This window comes from Streptomyces sp. NBC_00670, assembly GCF_036226765.1.
Lineage (GTDB): Bacteria > Actinomycetota > Actinomycetes > Streptomycetales > Streptomycetaceae > Streptomyces.
This window is the reverse complement of the sequence record NZ_CP109017.1, coordinates 1863229-1879992: the sequence shown is the minus strand read 5'-3', so window position 1 is coordinate 1879992 and position 16764 is coordinate 1863229. Positions and strand designations below refer to the sequence as shown.

The 16764-nt window shown below is 73.6% G+C and carries 19 protein-coding genes; 14 read left to right on the top strand and 5 right to left on the bottom strand.

What is annotated here, in order from left to right; translation table 11 throughout:
• The first annotated feature begins 5 nt into the window (after positions 1-5).
• From priA to hisF, 3 genes are read left to right on the top strand one after another with little or no spacing between them, the layout of a single operon-like run.
• Positions 6-731: a bifunctional 1-(5-phosphoribosyl)-5-((5-phosphoribosylamino)methylideneamino)imidazole-4-carboxamide isomerase/phosphoribosylanthranilate isomerase PriA gene (gene priA, locus OIE12_RS08375; protein WP_329133319.1), complete on the top strand. Its 726-nt coding sequence runs from the start codon at positions 6-8 to the stop codon at positions 729-731.
• Positions 728-1132, top strand: a complete 405-nt coding sequence (locus OIE12_RS08370; protein ID WP_329133317.1) for a RidA family protein — start codon at positions 728-730, stop codon at positions 1130-1132. The genes priA and OIE12_RS08370 overlap by 4 nt, the downstream gene beginning before the upstream one ends.
• Entirely contained in the window at positions 1129-1884 is a 756-nt protein-coding gene (gene hisF / locus OIE12_RS08365) for an imidazole glycerol phosphate synthase subunit HisF (RefSeq protein ID WP_030380285.1), read from the top strand. The genes OIE12_RS08370 and hisF overlap by 4 nt, the downstream gene beginning before the upstream one ends.
• 22 nt (positions 1885-1906) lie before the next feature.
• Here hisF and OIE12_RS08360 read toward each other — a convergent pair whose 3' ends face one another.
• Positions 1907-2542 (bottom strand): TIGR03085 family metal-binding protein, encoded by a 636-nt coding sequence (locus OIE12_RS08360; protein ID WP_329133314.1) that lies wholly within the window; start codon positions 2540-2542, stop codon positions 1907-1909.
• 177 nt (positions 2543-2719) lie between these two features.
• On the opposite strand from OIE12_RS08360, the gene hisI reads away from it, so the two are divergent.
• The 11 genes from hisI to lgt all read left to right on the top strand — a co-directional run bounded on the left by hisI (position 2720) and on the right by lgt (position 12055).
• Positions 2720-3109 carry a phosphoribosyl-AMP cyclohydrolase gene (gene hisI, locus OIE12_RS08355; protein WP_030380283.1) on the top strand — a complete coding sequence of 130 codons (390 nt, stop codon included), beginning with the start codon at positions 2720-2722 and terminating at the stop codon, positions 3107-3109.
• An 11-nt stretch (positions 3110-3120) separates the two neighbouring features.
• Positions 3121-4653 (top strand): anthranilate synthase component I, encoded by a 1533-nt coding sequence (locus tag OIE12_RS08350; protein WP_329133310.1) that lies wholly within the window; start codon positions 3121-3123, stop codon positions 4651-4653.
• Positions 4654-4749: 96 nt separating this feature from the next.
• On the top strand, positions 4750-5388 hold the full coding sequence (locus OIE12_RS08345; RefSeq protein WP_329133308.1) for a TIGR02234 family membrane protein: 639 nt from the start codon (positions 4750-4752) through the stop codon (positions 5386-5388).
• A gap of 108 nt (positions 5389-5496) precedes the next feature.
• On the top strand, positions 5497-5721 hold the full coding sequence (locus tag OIE12_RS08340) for an HGxxPAAW family protein (protein WP_030380280.1): 225 nt from the start codon (positions 5497-5499) through the stop codon (positions 5719-5721).
• A gap of 218 nt (positions 5722-5939) precedes the next feature.
• Entirely contained in the window at positions 5940-6341 is a 402-nt protein-coding gene (locus OIE12_RS08335; protein ID WP_329133304.1) for a DUF2752 domain-containing protein, read from the top strand.
• A 123-nt stretch (positions 6342-6464) separates the two neighbouring features.
• The gene (gene trpC, locus OIE12_RS08330) at positions 6465-7274 is read left to right on the top strand and encodes an indole-3-glycerol phosphate synthase TrpC (RefSeq protein ID WP_329133302.1); all 810 of its coding nucleotides are present in this window, start codon (positions 6465-6467) and stop codon (positions 7272-7274) included.
• A gap of 64 nt (positions 7275-7338) precedes the next feature.
• Positions 7339-7530, top strand: a complete 192-nt coding sequence (gene trpM, locus OIE12_RS08325) for a tryptophan biosynthesis modulator TrpM (RefSeq protein WP_329133301.1) — start codon at positions 7339-7341, stop codon at positions 7528-7530.
• A 281-nt stretch (positions 7531-7811) separates the two neighbouring features.
• Entirely contained in the window at positions 7812-9095 is a 1284-nt protein-coding gene (gene trpB / locus OIE12_RS08320; protein WP_329133299.1) for a tryptophan synthase subunit beta, read from the top strand.
• Positions 9092-9931 (top strand): tryptophan synthase subunit alpha, encoded by an 840-nt coding sequence (trpA, locus tag OIE12_RS08315; RefSeq protein WP_329133297.1) that lies wholly within the window; start codon positions 9092-9094, stop codon positions 9929-9931. Before trpB ends, trpA begins: the two co-directional genes overlap by 4 nt.
• 108 nt (positions 9932-10039) lie before the next feature.
• Entirely contained in the window at positions 10040-10816 is a 777-nt protein-coding gene (locus tag OIE12_RS08310) for a thioredoxin domain-containing protein (RefSeq protein WP_329133295.1), read from the top strand.
• A 120-nt stretch (positions 10817-10936) separates the two neighbouring features.
• Positions 10937-12055 (top strand): prolipoprotein diacylglyceryl transferase, encoded by a 1119-nt coding sequence (gene lgt, locus OIE12_RS08305; RefSeq protein WP_329133293.1) that lies wholly within the window; start codon positions 10937-10939, stop codon positions 12053-12055.
• 99 nt (positions 12056-12154) lie between these two features.
• Here the strand turns inward: lgt and OIE12_RS08300 are convergent, their stop codons facing one another.
• From OIE12_RS08300 to OIE12_RS08285, 4 genes are read right to left on the bottom strand one after another with little or no spacing between them, the layout of a single operon-like run.
• On the bottom strand, positions 12155-13006 hold the full coding sequence (locus tag OIE12_RS08300; RefSeq protein ID WP_329133291.1) for an HpcH/HpaI aldolase/citrate lyase family protein: 852 nt from the start codon (positions 13004-13006) through the stop codon (positions 12155-12157).
• The gene (locus OIE12_RS08295; protein ID WP_329133289.1) at positions 13003-14211 is read right to left on the bottom strand and encodes a CaiB/BaiF CoA transferase family protein; all 1209 of its coding nucleotides are present in this window, start codon (positions 14209-14211) and stop codon (positions 13003-13005) included. Before OIE12_RS08295 ends, OIE12_RS08300 begins: the two co-directional genes overlap by 4 nt.
• Positions 14208-15590, bottom strand: a complete 1383-nt coding sequence (locus OIE12_RS08290; RefSeq protein ID WP_329133288.1) for an ADP-ribosylglycohydrolase family protein — start codon at positions 15588-15590, stop codon at positions 14208-14210. Before OIE12_RS08290 ends, OIE12_RS08295 begins: the two co-directional genes overlap by 4 nt.
• A gap of 2 nt (positions 15591-15592) precedes the next feature.
• On the bottom strand, positions 15593-16762 hold the full coding sequence (locus OIE12_RS08285; protein ID WP_329133286.1) for an ADP-ribosylglycohydrolase family protein: 1170 nt from the start codon (positions 16760-16762) through the stop codon (positions 15593-15595).
• Positions 16763-16764 lie beyond the last annotated feature (2 nt).

The following is a 16764-nucleotide window of genomic DNA, read 5'->3' as shown; positions in this document are numbered from 1 at the left end:
ACACCATGGCCACGCTCGAACTCCTCCCCGCCGTCGACGTCCGCGACGGCCAGGCCGTCCGCCTGGTCCACGGCGAGTCCGGCACCGAGACCTCCTACGGCTCCCCCCTGGAGGCCGCCCTTGCCTGGCAGCGCTCCGGCGCCGAGTGGCTGCACCTGGTCGACCTGGACGCCGCGTTCGGCACCGGCGACAACCGCGCGCTGATCGCCGAGGTCGCGGGGGCCATGGACATCAAGGTCGAGCTGTCCGGCGGCATCCGCGACGACGACACCCTCGCCGCCGCCCTCGCCACCGGCTGCACCCGCGTCAACCTCGGCACCGCCGCCCTGGAGACCCCCGAATGGGTCGCCAAGGTCATCGCCGAGCACGGCGACAGGATCGCCGTCGGCCTCGACGTGCGCGGCACCACCCTGCGCGGCCGCGGCTGGACCCGCGACGGCGGCGACCTCTACGAGACGCTGGCCCGCCTCGACAAGGAGGGCTGCGCCCGCTACGTCGTCACCGACATCGCCAAGGACGGCACCCTCCAGGGCCCCAACCTGCAACTGCTCAGAGACGTCTGCGCCGCCACCGACCGCCCGGTGGTGGCCTCCGGCGGCGTCTCCTCCCTGGACGACCTGCGCGCCCTGACCTCCCTCGTCCCGCTCGGTGTCGAGGGCGCCATCGTCGGGAAGGCCCTGTACGCGAAGGCGTTCACGTTGGAAGAGGCCCTGGAGGTTGTGTCGTCATGACGTCCGACGCCGTACGGCGCGTGCAGAGCGGAAGCACCTGGGAAGAGTCCTTCGGTTTCGCACGCGCCGTCGCGGCGGGCGACCGTGTCCTGGTGGGCGGCACCACGGCCTTCCGGGACGGCGTCCTGCAGGGCGAGGGCGACCCCTACGAGCAGGCCAGGGCGGCCTTCGCCGGCGCCCTGGAGGCGATCGCCGAGTTCGGGCTCGGCCCCGAGTCGGTGGTCCGCACCCGCGTCTACCTCACCCATCCGCGGGACGTGGACGAGGTGGGCCGGGCGCACAAGGAACTCTTCGACGCGGTGCGGCCGGTCGCCAGCCTGCTCGTCGTGGACGGATTCTTCGACTCGCGCGTGCTGGTCGAAGTCGAACTGGAAGCATTCAGAGGAGCCGTGGATTCATGACCCTGGCGGTCCGAGTCATCCCCTGCCTGGACGTGGACAACGGCCGGGTCGTCAAGGGCGTCAACTTCCAGAACCTGCGGGACGCGGGCGACCCCGTCGAGATGGCCAAGGTGTACGACGCCGAGGGCGCCGACGAGCTGACGTTCCTGGACATCACCGCCTCCTCCGGCGACCGCGAGACCACCTACGACGTCGTCCGCCGCACCGCCGAGCAGGTCTTCATCCCGCTCACCGTGGGCGGCGGCGTACGTACGCCCGAGGACGTGGACAAGCTGCTGCGGGCGGGCGCGGACAAGGTCGGCGTCAACACGGCGGCGATCGCCCGCCCCGAACTGATCCGCGAGATCGCCGAACGGTTCGGCCGCCAGGTCCTGGTCCTCTCCGTCGACGCCCGCCGCACGGAGACCGGCTCCTTCGAGGTCACCACCCACGGCGGCCGCCGCGGCACCGGCATCGACGCCGTCGAGTGGGCCCACCGGGCCGCCGACCTCGGCGCCGGGGAGATCCTGCTCAACTCGATGGACGCGGACGGCACCAAGGACGGCTACGACCTGGAGATGATCCGGGCCGTGCGCAAACACGTCACGGTCCCGGTGATCGCCTCCGGCGGCGCCGGCGCCCTGCCGCACTTCCCGCCGGCCGTGGAGGCCGGCGCGGACGCGGTGCTCGCGGCCTCCGTGTTCCACTTCGGCGATCTGCGCATCGGCGAGGTCAAGCGGGAACTGCGGGAGGCGGGCCACCCCGTACGGTAGGCCCGCCCGCCCCGGGGCCCTGTCAGTTCCCGAGCCGCTTGGTGCCCCGCGCCTTGGCGACCGCGTCCACGTCGCCGTCCAGCTCCACCCGGGCCGCGCCCTGCCGGCCGTGCGCGAACAGCAGCAGCTCCGAGGGCTCCCCGGTGACGGTGACCACCGGTGTGCCGCGGTGGGCGACGGCCGTCTGGCCGTCCGGCCGCCGCAGCACCAGGCCGGTCGGGGCGCCGCGGCCCAGCATCCGGGCCATCCGCTCCAGTCGCGACCACAGGGTGTCCTGGAAGACCGCGTCCAGCTCACGGGGCGTCCAGTCGGGCTGCGCCCGGCGCACGTCCTCGGTGTGCACGTAGAACTCGACGGTGTTGGACGCCTCGTCGATCTGCTTCAGCGAGAAGGGCGAGAACCGGGGCGGACCGGTACGGATGAGCTGGATCAGCTCCTCGTACGGCTTGGCCCGGAACTCGTCCATCACCCGGTCGAGGCGCGGGGCCAGCTGCTTGATCACGATCCCCCCGGCCGCGTCCGGCCGCCGCTCCCGCAGGACGATGTGCGCCGCCAGATCCCGTGTCCGCCACCCCTCGCACAGGGTGTCCGCATGGGGCCCCGACGCCTCCAACAGATCCGCCAGAAGAAGTCGTTCACGCTTCGCATGGGTCGACATACGCTCAGCTTACGACCGGCGCCCCCGCAAGGGGCGCGGGACGGTACCGCGCGCGGTTCCGCCACAGGCGGCGCGGCCGGCAGTGCCCCACCCGCACCCGCCAAAAAGTACGACTACAGGGTCCGCCCTGTGGACAACCGGAAGATCCACAACTCCCCGCGCGGCACAATGACACGCATGACCAGCCGCACGCCCGCACCGCCACCCGCCGACAGCCCCCTGCCCCCCGACCTCGCCGCCCGCCTCAAGCGGACTCCCGACGGCCTCCTCCCCGCCATCGCCCAGCAACACGACACCGGCGAAGTCCTCATGCTCGGCTGGATGGACGACGAGGCCCTCCACCGCACCCTCACCACCGGCCGCTGCACCTACTGGTCCCGCAGCCGCCAGGAGTACTGGGTCAAGGGCGACACCTCCGGCCACGTCCAGCACGTCAAGTCCGTCGCCCTGGACTGCGACGCCGACACCGTGCTGGTCAAGGTCGACCAGGTCGGCGCCGCCTGCCACACCGGCGCCCGCACCTGCTTCGACGCGGACGTCCTCCTGCCCACCACCCCCGCTCAGTAGGGTCGACCGCCATGGACCTCGAGACGTTCCGCAAGCTGGCCACCGACCGCCGCGTCATCCCCGTCAGCCGCAAGCTCCTCGCCGACGGCGACACCCCGGTCGCGCTCTACCGCAAGCTCGCCGCCGAACGCCCCGGCACCTTCCTGCTGGAGTCCGCGGAGAACGGCCGCGCGGCGTTCACCTGGTCCCGCTACTCCTTCGTCGGCGTCCGCAGCCAGGCCGCGCTGACCGAACGCGAGGGCCGCACCCACTGGCTGGGCACCCCGCCCGTCGGCGTCCCGGCCGACGGCGACCCGCTCGCCGCGCTGCGCGCCACCGTCGAGGCCCTGCACACCCCCCGGGACCTCGCCCACGACCTGGGGCTCCCGCCCTTCACCGGCGGCATGGTCGGCTACCTGGGCTACGACATCGTGCGCCGTCTGGAGAAGGTCGGCCCCGGCGAGCGGGACGACCTGGGGCTCCCCGAGCTGACCATGCTGCTCACCTCCGACCTCGCCGTCCTCGACCACTGGGACGGCACGGTCCTGCTCATCGCCAACGCGATCAACCACAACGACCTGGACACCGGCGTCGACGAGGCCTACGCCGACGCCGTGGCCCGGCTGGACGCGATGGAGGCGGACCTGGCCCGGCCGGTCGCACAGCCGCCCGCCGCGCTCCCGCCCTCCGAACTGCCCGAGTACACCGCGCGGTGGGGCGGACCCGACTTCCGGAAGGCCGTCGAGGACATCAAGGAGCGCATCCGGGCCGGGGAGGCCTTCCAGGTCGTCCCCTCGCAGCGGTTCGAGACACCGTGCACGGCGAGCGCGCTGGACGTCTACCGGGTGCTGCGGGCGACCAACCCGTCGCCGTACATGTATCTGTTCCGCTTCCCCTGCGCGGACGGCGAGGCCTTCGACGTCGTCGGCTCGTCCCCCGAGGCGCTGGTCAAGGTGGAGGACGGACACGCCATGGTCCACCCCATCGCCGGCACCCGGCCGCGCGGGGCGAGCCCGCAGGAGGACCAGGCACTCGCCGACGAACTGCTCGCCGACCCCAAGGAGCGCGCCGAGCACCTCATGCTCGTCGACCTCGGCCGCAACGACCTGGGCAGGGTCTGTGAGCCCGGCTCGGTCGAGGTGGTCGACTTCATGTCCGTCGAGCGGTACTCGCACGTCATGCACATCGTGTCCACGGTCACCGGTCGCGTCGCCGCCGGCCGCACCGCGTTCGACGTGCTGACCGCCTGCTTCCCCGCGGGCACCCTCTCCGGCGCGCCCAAGCCCCGCGCCCTGCAGATCATCGACGAACTCGAACCGTCCCGGCGCGGCCTGTACGGCGGCTGCGTCGGCTACCTGGACTTCGCGGGCGACTCCGACACGGCCATCGCGATCCGTACGGCGCTGCTGCGGGACGGCACGGCGTACGTGCAGGCCGGCGCCGGAATCGTCGCGGACTCGGACCCGCTCGCCGAGGACACCGAGTGCCGCAACAAGGCCGCGGCGGTACTCCGCGCGGTCCACACGGCGAACCGCCTGGAAGGAGCCGCCACGGGAGCACGGTGACCGGGGACAACACCGAGGACAACACGGACACGGTGACCGAGGACACGGAACCCGACCCGAACCCCGGGTGACCGTTCGCCCGGTGTTCGGGTGATAGTGGAGTACGTGACTGCCCTACCTCACCCCTCCGCCGAGGAGTCCGCGCCCGCCCGGTCCGGACGCCGCAGCCTCGCCACCGCCCTGCTGAGCGGGGCGCTCGGCGCCGCCGTGGCCCTGCTCTCCACCCGGCAGGGCTGGTCCTCCGGCACCGTCGCGGTGCCCGGCGGCAACTTCCCGCTGCACGTCAAGGGCAGCGACGTCACCGGCGTCCCCGCGGCCCTCGCCGTGGTCGGACTCGCCGCGCTCGTCGCCGTCTTCGCCGTCCGCCGGACCGGCCGCTACCTGGTCTCCGCGCTGCTCGCGCTCTCCGGCGCCGGCACGATCGCCGCGGCCCTGCTCGGGGCCGGCGACAGCTCGGCGCTGGACGAGCAGGCCGCCCAGACCTCCGGCGACGCCTCCGCCACCGCCGCGGCGCTCACCCATACGGCCTGGCCGTACATCGCGGCCCTCGGCGGTGCCCTGCTGCTGCTCGCCGGGCTGCTCGCGCTGCGCTACGGCCGGCTGTGGCCGGCGATGTCCGGCCGCTACGAACGCGACGGCACGCCCCGGCCGCGCCGGGCCCGCCCGGTCGACCCGGACCGTCCCGAGGACCTGTGGAAGGCGCTGGACCGGGGCGAGGACCCGACCGGCGCGTAGGGGAGCCGCCGGGCGGGTGACCCCCGCGCTCACGGCGCGGGCGCCGGTGCGGGAGAATGACCGCAGAGCGTCCGGCTCACCTACGTACACAGCAACGAGGAGCAAGTCATGGCGGGCAGCAGCCACGGTCACACCCCGGCCGCCTGGACCGGTGTCATCATCGCCTTCATCGGTTTCTGCGTGGCGGGGGTGTTCATGGTCGCGGCCCAGCCGGCGGGTTTCTGGGCGGGGATCGGGCTCATCCTGCTGGGCGCGGTCGTCGGCGGGATCATGCGCATGATGGGCCTCGGCCAGCCGAAGCACACCCACCCGGCCCACCAGGTCCAGGGCTGACCGACCCCCCGGTTCTTTTTCCCGCCCCCGCCGCCCCTACCCATTCCCGTCCCTCCGGGGGCAAGCCCCCGGACCCCCGAAAGATTGCGCAGTTCCCCGCGCCCCTTGATAGGGGCGCGGGGAACTGCGCAACGGGGTCCAAGGGGCAGAGCCCCTTGAGGACGGGAAGGGTAGGGGCGGCGGGGGCGAAAAACGCTTGGGCGCGCCAGAATGCCGGGGTGAACGTCGAACCACGCGCCGTGGCGGCCCCCGCCGCGACCCTCGCGGCAACCGTCGCCGCCTTCGCCTACGTCGCCGCCGTCGACCCCAACGAGCCCGGCCACTACCCCGCCTGCCCCCTCCTCCGCGTCACCGGCCTGTACTGCCCCGGCTGCGGCGGCCTCCGCAGCGCCCACGCCTTCGCCCACGGCGATCTCACCACCGCCCTCACCGACAACGTCTTCGCCGTCGCCGGCTTCCTCGGCTTCGCCGTGCTGTGGACCGTCTGGGTGGTCCGCGCCCTCACCGGCCGCCCCCTCCGCCTCGAACCCGGCCCCCTCCCGCTGTGGACCGGCGGCGCGTTGCTGCTGGTCTTCACGGTTGTCCGGAACCTGCCCTTCGGTGGCCGGCTCCACCCTTGATCATCGGGGATACGTCCAGGTAGTGGGACCGGCCCGGGCCGGATGCGAGGACCACGGGTTCCTCCGGATACCATCGCAAGAGCCATCGGCTCAGCATCAACCGGCAGGAAGGGGGCCGCTCGCGTGAGTGTGCTCGACGAGATCATCGACGGAGTCCGTGCCGACCTCGCGGAGCGGCAGGCGCGCGTCAGCCTCGACGAGCTCAAGGAGCGCGCGGCGAAGGCTCCCGCGGCCAAGGACGGGCTCGCCGCGCTGCGCGGCGACGGCGTCAAGGTGATCTGCGAGGTCAAGCGGTCCAGCCCCTCCAAGGGCGCGCTCGCCGCGATCGCCGACCCCGCCGGACTGGCCGCCGACTACGAGGCGGGCGGCGCGGCCGTCATCTCCGTCCTCACCGAACAGCGCCGCTTCGGCGGCTCGCTCGCCGACCTCGAGGCGGTCCGCGCGCGCGTCGACATCCCGATCCTGCGCAAGGACTTCGTCGTCACGTCGTACCAGCTGTGGGAGGCCCGGGCGTACGGCGCCGACCTGGTGCTGCTGATCGTGGCCGCCCTGGAGCAGCCGGCCCTGGAGTCGCTGATCGAGCGCGCCCACTCCATCGGCCTCACCCCGCTCGTCGAGGTGCACGACGAGGACGAGGTCGAGCGGGCGGTGGACGCCGGCGCGCAGGTGATCGGCGTCAACGCGCGCAACCTCAAGACGCTCAGCGTCGACCGGGGCACGTTCGACCGGGTCGTCCCCGAGATCCCCGAGCACATCGTCAAGGTGGCCGAGTCCGGTGTGCGCGGCCCGCACGACCTGATCGCGTACGCCAACGCGGGCGCCGACGCGGTGCTGGTGGGCGAGTCCCTCGTCACCGGGCGCGACCCGAAGACGGCCGTCTCCGACCTGGTCGCCGCCGGCGCGCACCCCGCGCTGCGGCACGGGCGCGGCTGACGTGAACCGGGTGGGCGACATGGGCGGTCACCCGGGCGGCCGTACGCCGGTAGGGTTGGCCGCGATGACTTCCTCGTACCCCTCGGCGACCAGGGACCCCTATGCCCGCCTCGCCCGCGGATGCCGGCCGCGTGGCTGCCGGGCGCCCGCGCGGCGGGTGCACGGGCGACGGGTGCGGTACGTCATCGGGGCGGAGCCGGGACAGGTGAACGGGATGCGATGGCCGGCGGCGCGCCGGTCACCTGCGGTGCGCTGAGCGAGGCCGACGGGACCGTTTGCGGTTCCGTGCGGTAGGCGACGGTTTGTCGGGGTCGGTGGGCCTTGTGGCCCGGCTGCGGGGCGAGTGTGGTTGCTCGGGCCCACGCGGCGGAGCCGCATGTCGAGACAGCCCCGCGCCCCTGAGGGGCGCGAGACTCCACGACGCATCCGCACTCGCCCCGCAGTCACCGCAGCCCGAGCCGCTGGGCGTCCGCGCGCACCCACCCGTACATCCCCGTCCGTACAACAACCCCAGGGCTTCGCCCACGAGGTATCCCCATGTCCAGCGAGTTCTTCATTCCCGACCCGGAGGGTCACGTCCCGAGCGCCGAAGGGTACTTCGGCGCGTTCGGCGGGAAGTTCATCCCGGAGGCGCTCGTCGCCGCCGTGGACGAGGTCGCCGTCGAGTACGACAAGGCGAAGGCGGACCCCGAGTTCGCGCGTGAGCTGAACGAACTGATGGTCGACTACACCGGTCGGCCCAGCGCGCTCACCGAGGTGCCCCGGTTCGCCGAGCACGCCGGGGGCGCCCGCGTCTTCCTCAAGCGCGAGGACCTCAACCACACCGGCTCACACAAGATCAACAACGTGCTCGGCCAGGCCCTGCTCACCAAGCGCATGGGCAAGACCCGCGTCATCGCCGAGACCGGCGCCGGCCAGCACGGCGTCGCCACCGCCACCGCCTGCGCACTGTTCGGGCTCGACTGCACCATCTACATGGGCGAGATCGACACCCGCCGCCAGGCCCTGAACGTGGCCCGGATGCGGATGCTCGGCGCCGAGGTCGTGGCCGTCAAGTCCGGCAGTCGCACCCTGAAGGACGCCATCAACGAGGCGTTCCGCGACTGGGTCGCCAACGTCGACCGCACCCACTACCTGTTCGGCACCGTCGCAGGTCCGCACCCCTTCCCGGCGATGGTGCGCGACTTCCACCGGGTGATCGGCGTCGAGGCCCGCCGCCAGCTCCTGGAGCGCGCCGGACGGCTGCCCGACGCCGCCGTGGCCTGCGTCGGCGGCGGCTCCAACGCCATCGGTCTGTTCCACGCGTTCATCCCGGACGAGGACGTACGCCTGATCGGCTGCGAGCCCGCCGGACACGGCGTCGAGACCGGCGAGCACGCGGCCACCCTCACCGCCGGTGAGCCCGGCATCCTGCACGGCTCGCGCTCGTACGTGCTCCAGGACGACGAGGGGCAGATCACCGAGCCGTACTCGATCTCGGCCGGCCTGGACTACCCCGGCATCGGCCCCGAGCACGCGTACCTCAAGGACAGCGGCCGCGGCGAGTACCGCGCGGTCACCGACGACGCCGCCATGCAGGCGCTGCGCCTGCTGTCGCGCACCGAGGGCATCATCCCGGCCATCGAGAGCGCCCACGCGCTGGCCGGTGCCCTGGAGGTCGGCAGGGAGCTGGGCCCGGACGGGCTGATCCTGGTCAACCTCTCCGGGCGCGGCGACAAGGACATGGACACCGCCGCCCGGTACTTCGGGCTGTACGACACCGACGCCGAGGTGGCCGCCGACGCCGCCGACACCGCGGAGATCGAGGGGGACGCCAAGTGAGCGGCGCAGCGTTGAACAGCCACAGGGGCCAACTCCTGACCGACGCCCTCGCCGCCGCGAAGGCGGAGGACCGGGCCGCGCTCATCGCCTACCTCCCGGCCGGGTTCCCGACCGTGGACGGCGGCATCGCCGCCATCAAGGAGGTCTTCGACGGCGGCGCCGACGTCGTCGAGGTCGGCCTCCCGCACAGCGACCCCGTCCTGGACGGACCCGTCATCCAGACCGCCGACGACATCGCCCTGCGCGGCGGTGTGAGGATCGCGGACGTGATGCGGACGGTCAGGGAGGCCCACGCGGCCACCGGCAAGCCCGTCCTCGTCATGACCTACTGGAACCCGATCGACCGCTACGGCGTCGAGCGGTTCACCGCCGAGCTGGCCGAGGCGGGCGGCGCGGGCTGCATCCTGCCCGACCTGCCGGTGCAGGAGTCCGCGCTGTGGCGGGAGCACGCCGAGAAGCACGGTCTCGCGACCGTCTTCGTGGTGGCGCCCAGCAGCCGGGACGCCCGGCTCGCCGAGATCACGGCAGTAGGCAGCGGGTTCGTGTACGCGGCCTCGCTGATGGGTGTCACCGGCACCCGCGAGTCGGTCGGCGCGCAGGCGCAGGACCTGGTGGAGCGGACCCGCGCCACCCGCTCCGACCTGCCCGTCTGCGTCGGCCTCGGCGTCTCGAACGCCGCCCAGGCCGCCGAGGTGGCCGGGTTCGCCGACGGTGTGATCGTCGGCTCGGCGTTCGTCAAGCGGATGCTGGACGCCCCGGACGAGACGGCGGGGCTCGCGGCCGTACGGGAGCTGGCGGGCGAGCTGGCGCGCGGTGTCCGCGAGGGCCGGCGGTGAAGCGGGCCGGCCGTAGCCGGCGGTAAACACGACGACGCCCGCTCACTCGAACGGGTGGACCTGGGGCCGGGGAGGCGCGCTGCGCCTCCCCGGTTCGTTCTGCCGGATGTGAGCGAGAAGAACCGTGAGGGAAAGCGCACCGCCCGGCAGCGGCTGGCGGACGAGCGCGAGAAGCAGAAGGCCGCCGACAAGCGCCGCCGCGCGCTGATCATCGGGGCCTCGGTGGTCTGTGTGCTGGGCCTCGCGGCCGTCGGCGGCGTCCTGGCCGCCAACTCCGGCAAGGAGGACAAGAGCGCCACCGCGGGCCCGGCGGTGGCGCCCTCGGGCGCGATCGGCAAGGACGCCCTGGCCATCCCCGTCGGCAAGGACTCGGCCAGGGCGAGCCTCACGGTCTGGGAGGACTTCCGCTGCCCGGCCTGCCAGGCCTTCGAGAAGACCTACCGCTCGACGATCCACGACCTGGTCGACGCCGGACAGCTCAAGGTCGAATACCACCTGGTCACCCTCATCGACGGCAACACCCGCGGCAGCGGCTCCCGCCACGCGGCCAACGCGGCGGCCTGCGCGCAGGACGCGGGCAAGTTCCTCGCGTACCACGACGTGCTCTACGACAACCAGCCGCAGGAGACGGACGACGCCTTCGCGGACGACGCCAAGCTGATCGACCTGGCGAAGAAGGTCGACGGCCTCGACACCCCGGCCTTCCGGTCCTGTGTGAAGGACGGCACGCACAACACGTGGGTGGACAAGTCCAACGCCGCCTTCCAGGCCGGCAACTTCAGTGGCACGCCCACCGTGCTGTTCGACGGCAAGAACCTCGTCGAGGACCGCTCCATGACCCCGGCGAAGCTCAAGCAGATGGTCCAGGCGGCGAACAAGGGGTGACCGGGCGGGGCACGGCGGCCGGGCCCGCCCCCGGGGCCCGGTTACCGGGGCGTACGTTATGGAGCCGTAGCCAGGCGGGTTGCCGTGCCGCACGGTCGGCAGGGTAGCGTCGACCCTGCCATGTACCTTGCCTACATTCCCAGCCCGTCGCGCGGAGTGCTGCACCTCGGCCCCATTCCGCTGCGCGGCTACGCGTTCTGCATCATCATCGGCGTCTTCGTGGCCGTCTGGCTCGGCAACAGGCGCTGGGTCGCCCGCGGCGGCCGGGCCGGCACGGTGGCCGACATCGCGGTGTGGGCCGTGCCCTTCGGCCTCGTCGGCGGACGGCTCTACCACGTCATCACCGACTACGAGCTGTACTTCAGCGCGGGCCGCGACTGGGTGGACGCCTTCAAGATCTGGGAGGGCGGCCTCGGCATCTGGGGCGCCATCGCCCTCGGCGCGGTCGGCGCCTGGATCGGCTGCCGGCGCCGGGGCATCTCCCTGCCGTCGTACGCCGACGCCATCGCGCCCGGCATCGCGATCGCACAGGCGCTCGGACGCTGGGGCAACTGGTTCAACCAGGAGCTGTACGGCCGGGAGACGCACGTTCCCTGGGCGCTGCACATCACCTCCTCCGAGGGCGGCCGGGTACCGGGCTACTACCACCCGACGTTCCTGTACGAGTCGCTGTGGTGCGTAGGCGTCGCGCTGCTCGTCATCTGGGCCGACCGGCGCTTCAAGCTGGGCCACGGCCGGGCGTTCGCCCTGTACGTCGCCGCGTACTGCGCGGGCCGCGCCTGGATCGAGTACATGCGGGTGGACGACGCCCACCACTTCCTCGGCGTGCGGCTCAACGACTGGACCGCGCTGGTGGTGTTCCTGGCGGCCGTCGCGTACATCATCGTCTCGTCGAAGAAGCGGCCGGGCCGCGAGGAGACGGTGGAGCCGGGCGAGCCGGGGCAGCCGGGTGCGGACGCCCCCGGCGAGCCGGGCGCGAAGGACGCCGAGGGTGTCGGCGAAGCCGGCGCGGATGCGGACGCGGTGACGTTGAAGAAGACCGGCACCGACGGCAAGGCGGCTGCGGACAAGCCCGCCGGGGACAAGGCGGCCGACTCCAAGGACAAGGGCGCGGTCGCCGAGCCCGCCGGGGTCAAGGCCGCCCCTTCGGGGGCCACCGCCTCGAAGGCCACCGCGACGGACGGCAAGGCGTCGGCGGAGGCTCCCTCCGGACCGGCGTCGGCGACCAAGAAGAGCTGAGCGCACCGCACACGGAACTCGACGAGAACCGGCGACGGAGACCGGGGGCGCCGCACGGCACACGTGCGGCGCCCCCGCTCCCGTACGTCAGGGCGCGGGTCAGCGCCGGCGGCGGGCCAGGGTCAGGGTGCGGTGGGCGACCGCCACCACCGCCGCGTCGATGAAACGGCCGTCGGGCAGCGCCTGGGCGCCCGCCGTGGCCGTGGCCGCCTTCGCGATCTGTTCCGCCTCCACGATCTCCTTCGGCGTCGGCAGATACGCCCGCTCGATCACCGGCAGCTGACGCGGATGGATCGCCGCGCGCCCCAGGAACCCCAGGGCCCGGCCGTGCGTGCAGGACGCGGCCAGCCCCTCCAGGTCCCGTACGTCCGGATACACCGACTGCACCGGCGCCGGCAGCCCCGCCGCCCGCGCGGCCGCCACCACCCGGGAGCGCGACCAGTCCAGGCCCCGGTCCTCCCGTACGCCCAGATCGGCCCGCAGATCCGCCTCGCCCAGCGCGATCCCGCGCAGCGCGGGGTGGGCGCAGGCGATGGCGAACGCGCGTTCCACCCCGAGCGCCGACTCCAGGAGGGCGTGCAGCGCGACTCCGCCGCCGTCCGCCTCGGCCCGGGCCGGCCCGGTCAGCTCCGCGACCCGTACGACCTCCCGGGGCGAGGTCACCTTCGGCAGCCGCAGCCCGGACACCCCCGGCAGCCCGGACAGCGCCTTCAGGTCGCCCTCCACCCAGGGGCCGTCCAGGGCGTTCACCCGCACGTGCACCGGCACGGGCTGCGGCTCGCCCAGTCGGTCCGCCGTCGCCGAACGGGCGTACTCCTTGCGGTCGGGCGCGACCGCGTCCTCCAGGTCGATCAGCACCACGTCCGCCCCCGAGCCCAGCGCCTTGCCGACCACGTCCGGCCGGTCGCCGGGCGCGTACAGCCAGGTCAGCGGCAGCACGTCGGCGGTCATACGGCCTCCTCGGCGCGCAGCGCCGCGATCTCGGCGGCCGTCAGCCCCAGCTCGCCGAGGACCGCCTCGGTGTCGGCGCCGTGCGGCCGGCCCGCCCAGCGGATGCCGCCGGGCGTCGCGGAGAGCCGGAACAGTACGTTCTGCATGCGCAGCACGCCCAGCTCGGGGTCGTCGGGGACGGTGGCGAAGGTGCCGAGCGCCTGGTACTGCGGGTCGGTCAGCACCTCCCGTATGTCCTGCACGGGGGCGACGGCCGCCTCCGCCTTCTCGAACTCCGCGAGCACCTCCTCCCGGGTGCGTTCGGCGATCCACGCGCCGACCGCCGCGTCCAGCTCGTCCGCGTGCTCCGCCCGCCCCGCACCGGTCGCGAACCAGGGCCGGGCGGCCAGGTCGGGGCGGCCGACCAGCTCCATCAGCCGTACGGCGACCGACTGCGCGGAGGTGGAGACGGCGACCCAGCCGCCGTCGGCGGTGCGGTAGGTGTTGCGGGGCGCGTTGTTGGTGGACCGGTTGCCGGTGCGCGGCTGGACGTAGCCGAGCTGGTCGTACCAGAGGGGCTGGGGGCCGAGCACGGTGAGGATCGGCTCGATGATTGCCATGTCCACGACCTGGCCCTGGCCGGTGCGCTCCCGGGCGGCGAGGGCCGTCATCACCGCGTACGCCGTGGTCAGGCCCGCGATGGAGTCGGCGAGGCCGAACGGCGGCAGCGTGGGCGGGGCGTCCGGCTCGCCGGTGATCGCGGCGAAGCCGCTCATCGCCTCGGCGAGGGTGCCGAAGCCCGGCCGGTGCGCGTACGGGCCGAACTGGCCGAACGCGGTGACCCGGGCCAGTACGAGCCGCGGGTTGACGGCGGACAGCTCCTCCCAGCCCAGGTCCCACTTCTCCAGCGTGCCGGGGCGGAAGTTCTCCACGATCACGTCGGCGGTCGCGGCGAGCCGGAGGAGGGTGGCGCGGCCACCGGGCCTGGACAGGTCGAGGGTGAGGGTCCGCTTGTTGCGGCCGAGTAGCTTCCACCACAGGCCGACGCCGTCCTTGGCGGGACCGTGGCCGCGGGAGGGGTCCGGCTTGGCCGGGTGCTCGACCTTGACGACCTCGGCGCCGAAGTCGCCGAGGAGGGTGGCGGCGAGGGGGCCGGCGAAGAGGGTCGCCAGATCGAGGACGCGCAGACCGGCCAGCGGAGGTGTCTGTTCCTGGTGGTGGGTCATCGGCGGTGGATCTCCCGGTGGGTGAGCTGGGCCAGGGTGTCGAAGCCGACGCCGTCGAAGTCGCCGACGGAGGTGGCGAGCCGGTTCTTCAGCGGGGCGGTCCAGCGCTCGGGCAGCGCGGCGGGGTCGCCCGCGAGCAGACCGGCGATGCTGCCGGCGGCCGCCCCGTTGGAGTCGGTGTCCCAACCCCCGGACACGGTCCGGCAGACGGAGGCGGAGAAGTCGCCGTCCGCGTGGGTGAGGGCGGCGGCGATCAGCGCGGTGTTGGGGACGGCGTGCACCCAGTGGTAGCCGTGGTGAAGGTCGTGGAGTTGGTCCACGACGGTGTCGAAGTCCGCGTGCTCCCGGGCCAGTTCGATCGCCTGCCGGACGGCCCGGGCGAGGCGGGAGCGGGGCGGGACGACGCTCAGGCCGGTGGCCAGGCAGTGGTGCACGTCGTGGGCGCCGGTGGCGGCCTCGGCGAGGACGGCGGCGGTGAACATGGCCGCGTAGACGCCGTTCGCGGTGTGCGTGAGGGTGGCGTCGCGGTGCGCCTGCGCGGCGGCGGCGACCGGGTCGCCCGGGTTGGTCCAGCCGTGGACGTCGGCACGGATGAGGGCGCCGATCCACTCGCGGAACGGGTTGCGGTGGCGGGCGGTGAGCGGGGGTTCGATGCCGGAGAGGAGGTTGCGGTAGGCGACGCGTTCGGCGGTGAAGGTGCGGCCGGCGGGGAGCTCGTCGAGCCAGAGGCGGGCGACGTCGGGCGTGGTGAAGGTGCGGCCGTGGCGGCGGAGGAGGAGCAGGTTGAGGACGGGATAGTTGAGGTCGTCGTCCTCGGGCATGCCGTCGATGTTCTCGGCGAGGGAGGTGGGGGCGGAGCGGCGGTTCCAGGGGGCGGTGTGCCCCTTGGGCAGGCCCCGGGCGGTGAAATAGGCGGTGACGGGGTTGTTGCCGGTGGCGGTGGCCAGTTCGCGCAGTGTGGTGAGGGGGAGTTTCTCCACGGGTTTGCCGAGGAGGCAGCCGGCGGCTCTGCCGAGCCAGGACGCTTCCAGCGCGGCGGGGGTGGGGTGCGTGAGGTGGGGTGGGGGTGCCGTCACGGAGGTTGCGCTTGCCGGCGCAGACGGCCGGGTGCGGGTGGCCTCGATGGCGACCAGGTCTGTGGGCTCGTCGTCTGCCAGGTGGCTGGGGAGGTCGGCGAGTTCGTCGAGCAGGTCTTCGGCGAGGAGGCGGAGGTAGCGGGAGGTGGGGTGGGGGGAGGCGCCCGCTCTCGGTGGGGCGTCGGGGCCGCCCGCGGCCGCCCAGCGGCGGGCGATCGCCTCCGGGCGGCGGCCGTCCTGTTCCGCCTGGCGGAGTTCGTGGCCGAGCAGGTCCTCCGGCTGGACCCAGGTGACGCGCAGCATGGTCAGCCCCCGATCCCGTCGAGCAGCCCCGCGAACGCGGCCTCGTGCGCCCGGCGGCGGGTCACGTCCCGCGTGAACACCTCGCGCGCGACCTCCGCGAGCGTGCGCGCCGGTGCGTGCAGGTCCAGACGGCTCGCCTCGGCGACCGTCTTCGCCCAGTCGTCCGGCACGGGCGAGCCGAGCGCGCCCGCGAGCGCGCCGGACATCGTGGCGATGGAGTCGCAGTCCCGGCCGTAGTTGACGGAGCCGAGCACCGCGTGCCGGTAGTCGCCGCCCGCGACCACCAGCATCCCCAGCGCGACCGGCAGTTCCTCGATCGCGTGCAGCCGGGAGGGGCGGCGGGCGCCGAGCGAGGGGGCGCGGTAGTCGGGGCCGACGGTGTCGTACGGCTCCACGGCCCGTCGCAGCGGTCGTAGCGCCGACTCGAAGTCCGTGTACCGGGCGGCCGTTTCGCACACCGTCTCGATCGCCGCGCGGGTGCCGTCCTTCGCGAGCGAGAGGCAGGCCGAGACCACCGTGTCGGGGGTCGCGCCCGGCGCGCAGGCCGCCGCGACCGCCGCCGCGAGGACGCCGGCCGCCTCCCTGCCGTACGACGACTGGTGCGCGCCCGCCACGTCGAGCGCCTCGGCGTACGCGCCCGCCGGGTTGCCCGCGTTGACCAGGCCGACGGGGGCCATGTACATCGCGGCGCCGCAGTTGACGATGTTGCCGGTGCCGGCCTCGCGGGGGTCGACGTGGCCGTAGTGCAGCCGGGCCACGAGCCACTTCTCGGCGAGGAAGATCCGCTGCAACGGCAGTGCCTCGGCCTCCAGCTCCGGGATCCAGCGCGGGCGTTCGATCAGCTCCGGGACCAGGTGCTCGGCGACCGCGTACGCGTCCAGGTGGTCGCGGACGGCGGCGTAGACCCGTACCAGCGCGTGGGTCATCAGGGTGTCGTCGGTGACGTGGCCGTCGCCCTTGTGGTACGGGGCGAGGGGGCGGGCGGTGCGCCAGTGGCCGCCGTTCCAGGGGCCGACGATGCCGTGGATCCGGCCGCCGTGCCGCTCGGTGATCTGCTCGGGGCTGTAGCCCTCGACCGGCCCGCCGAGGGCGTCGCCGACCGCCGCGCCGACCAGGGCGCCGGTGATCCGTTCGTCGAGAGTGGGCGTCGTCTCGCCAAGAGTGGGCGTCATGT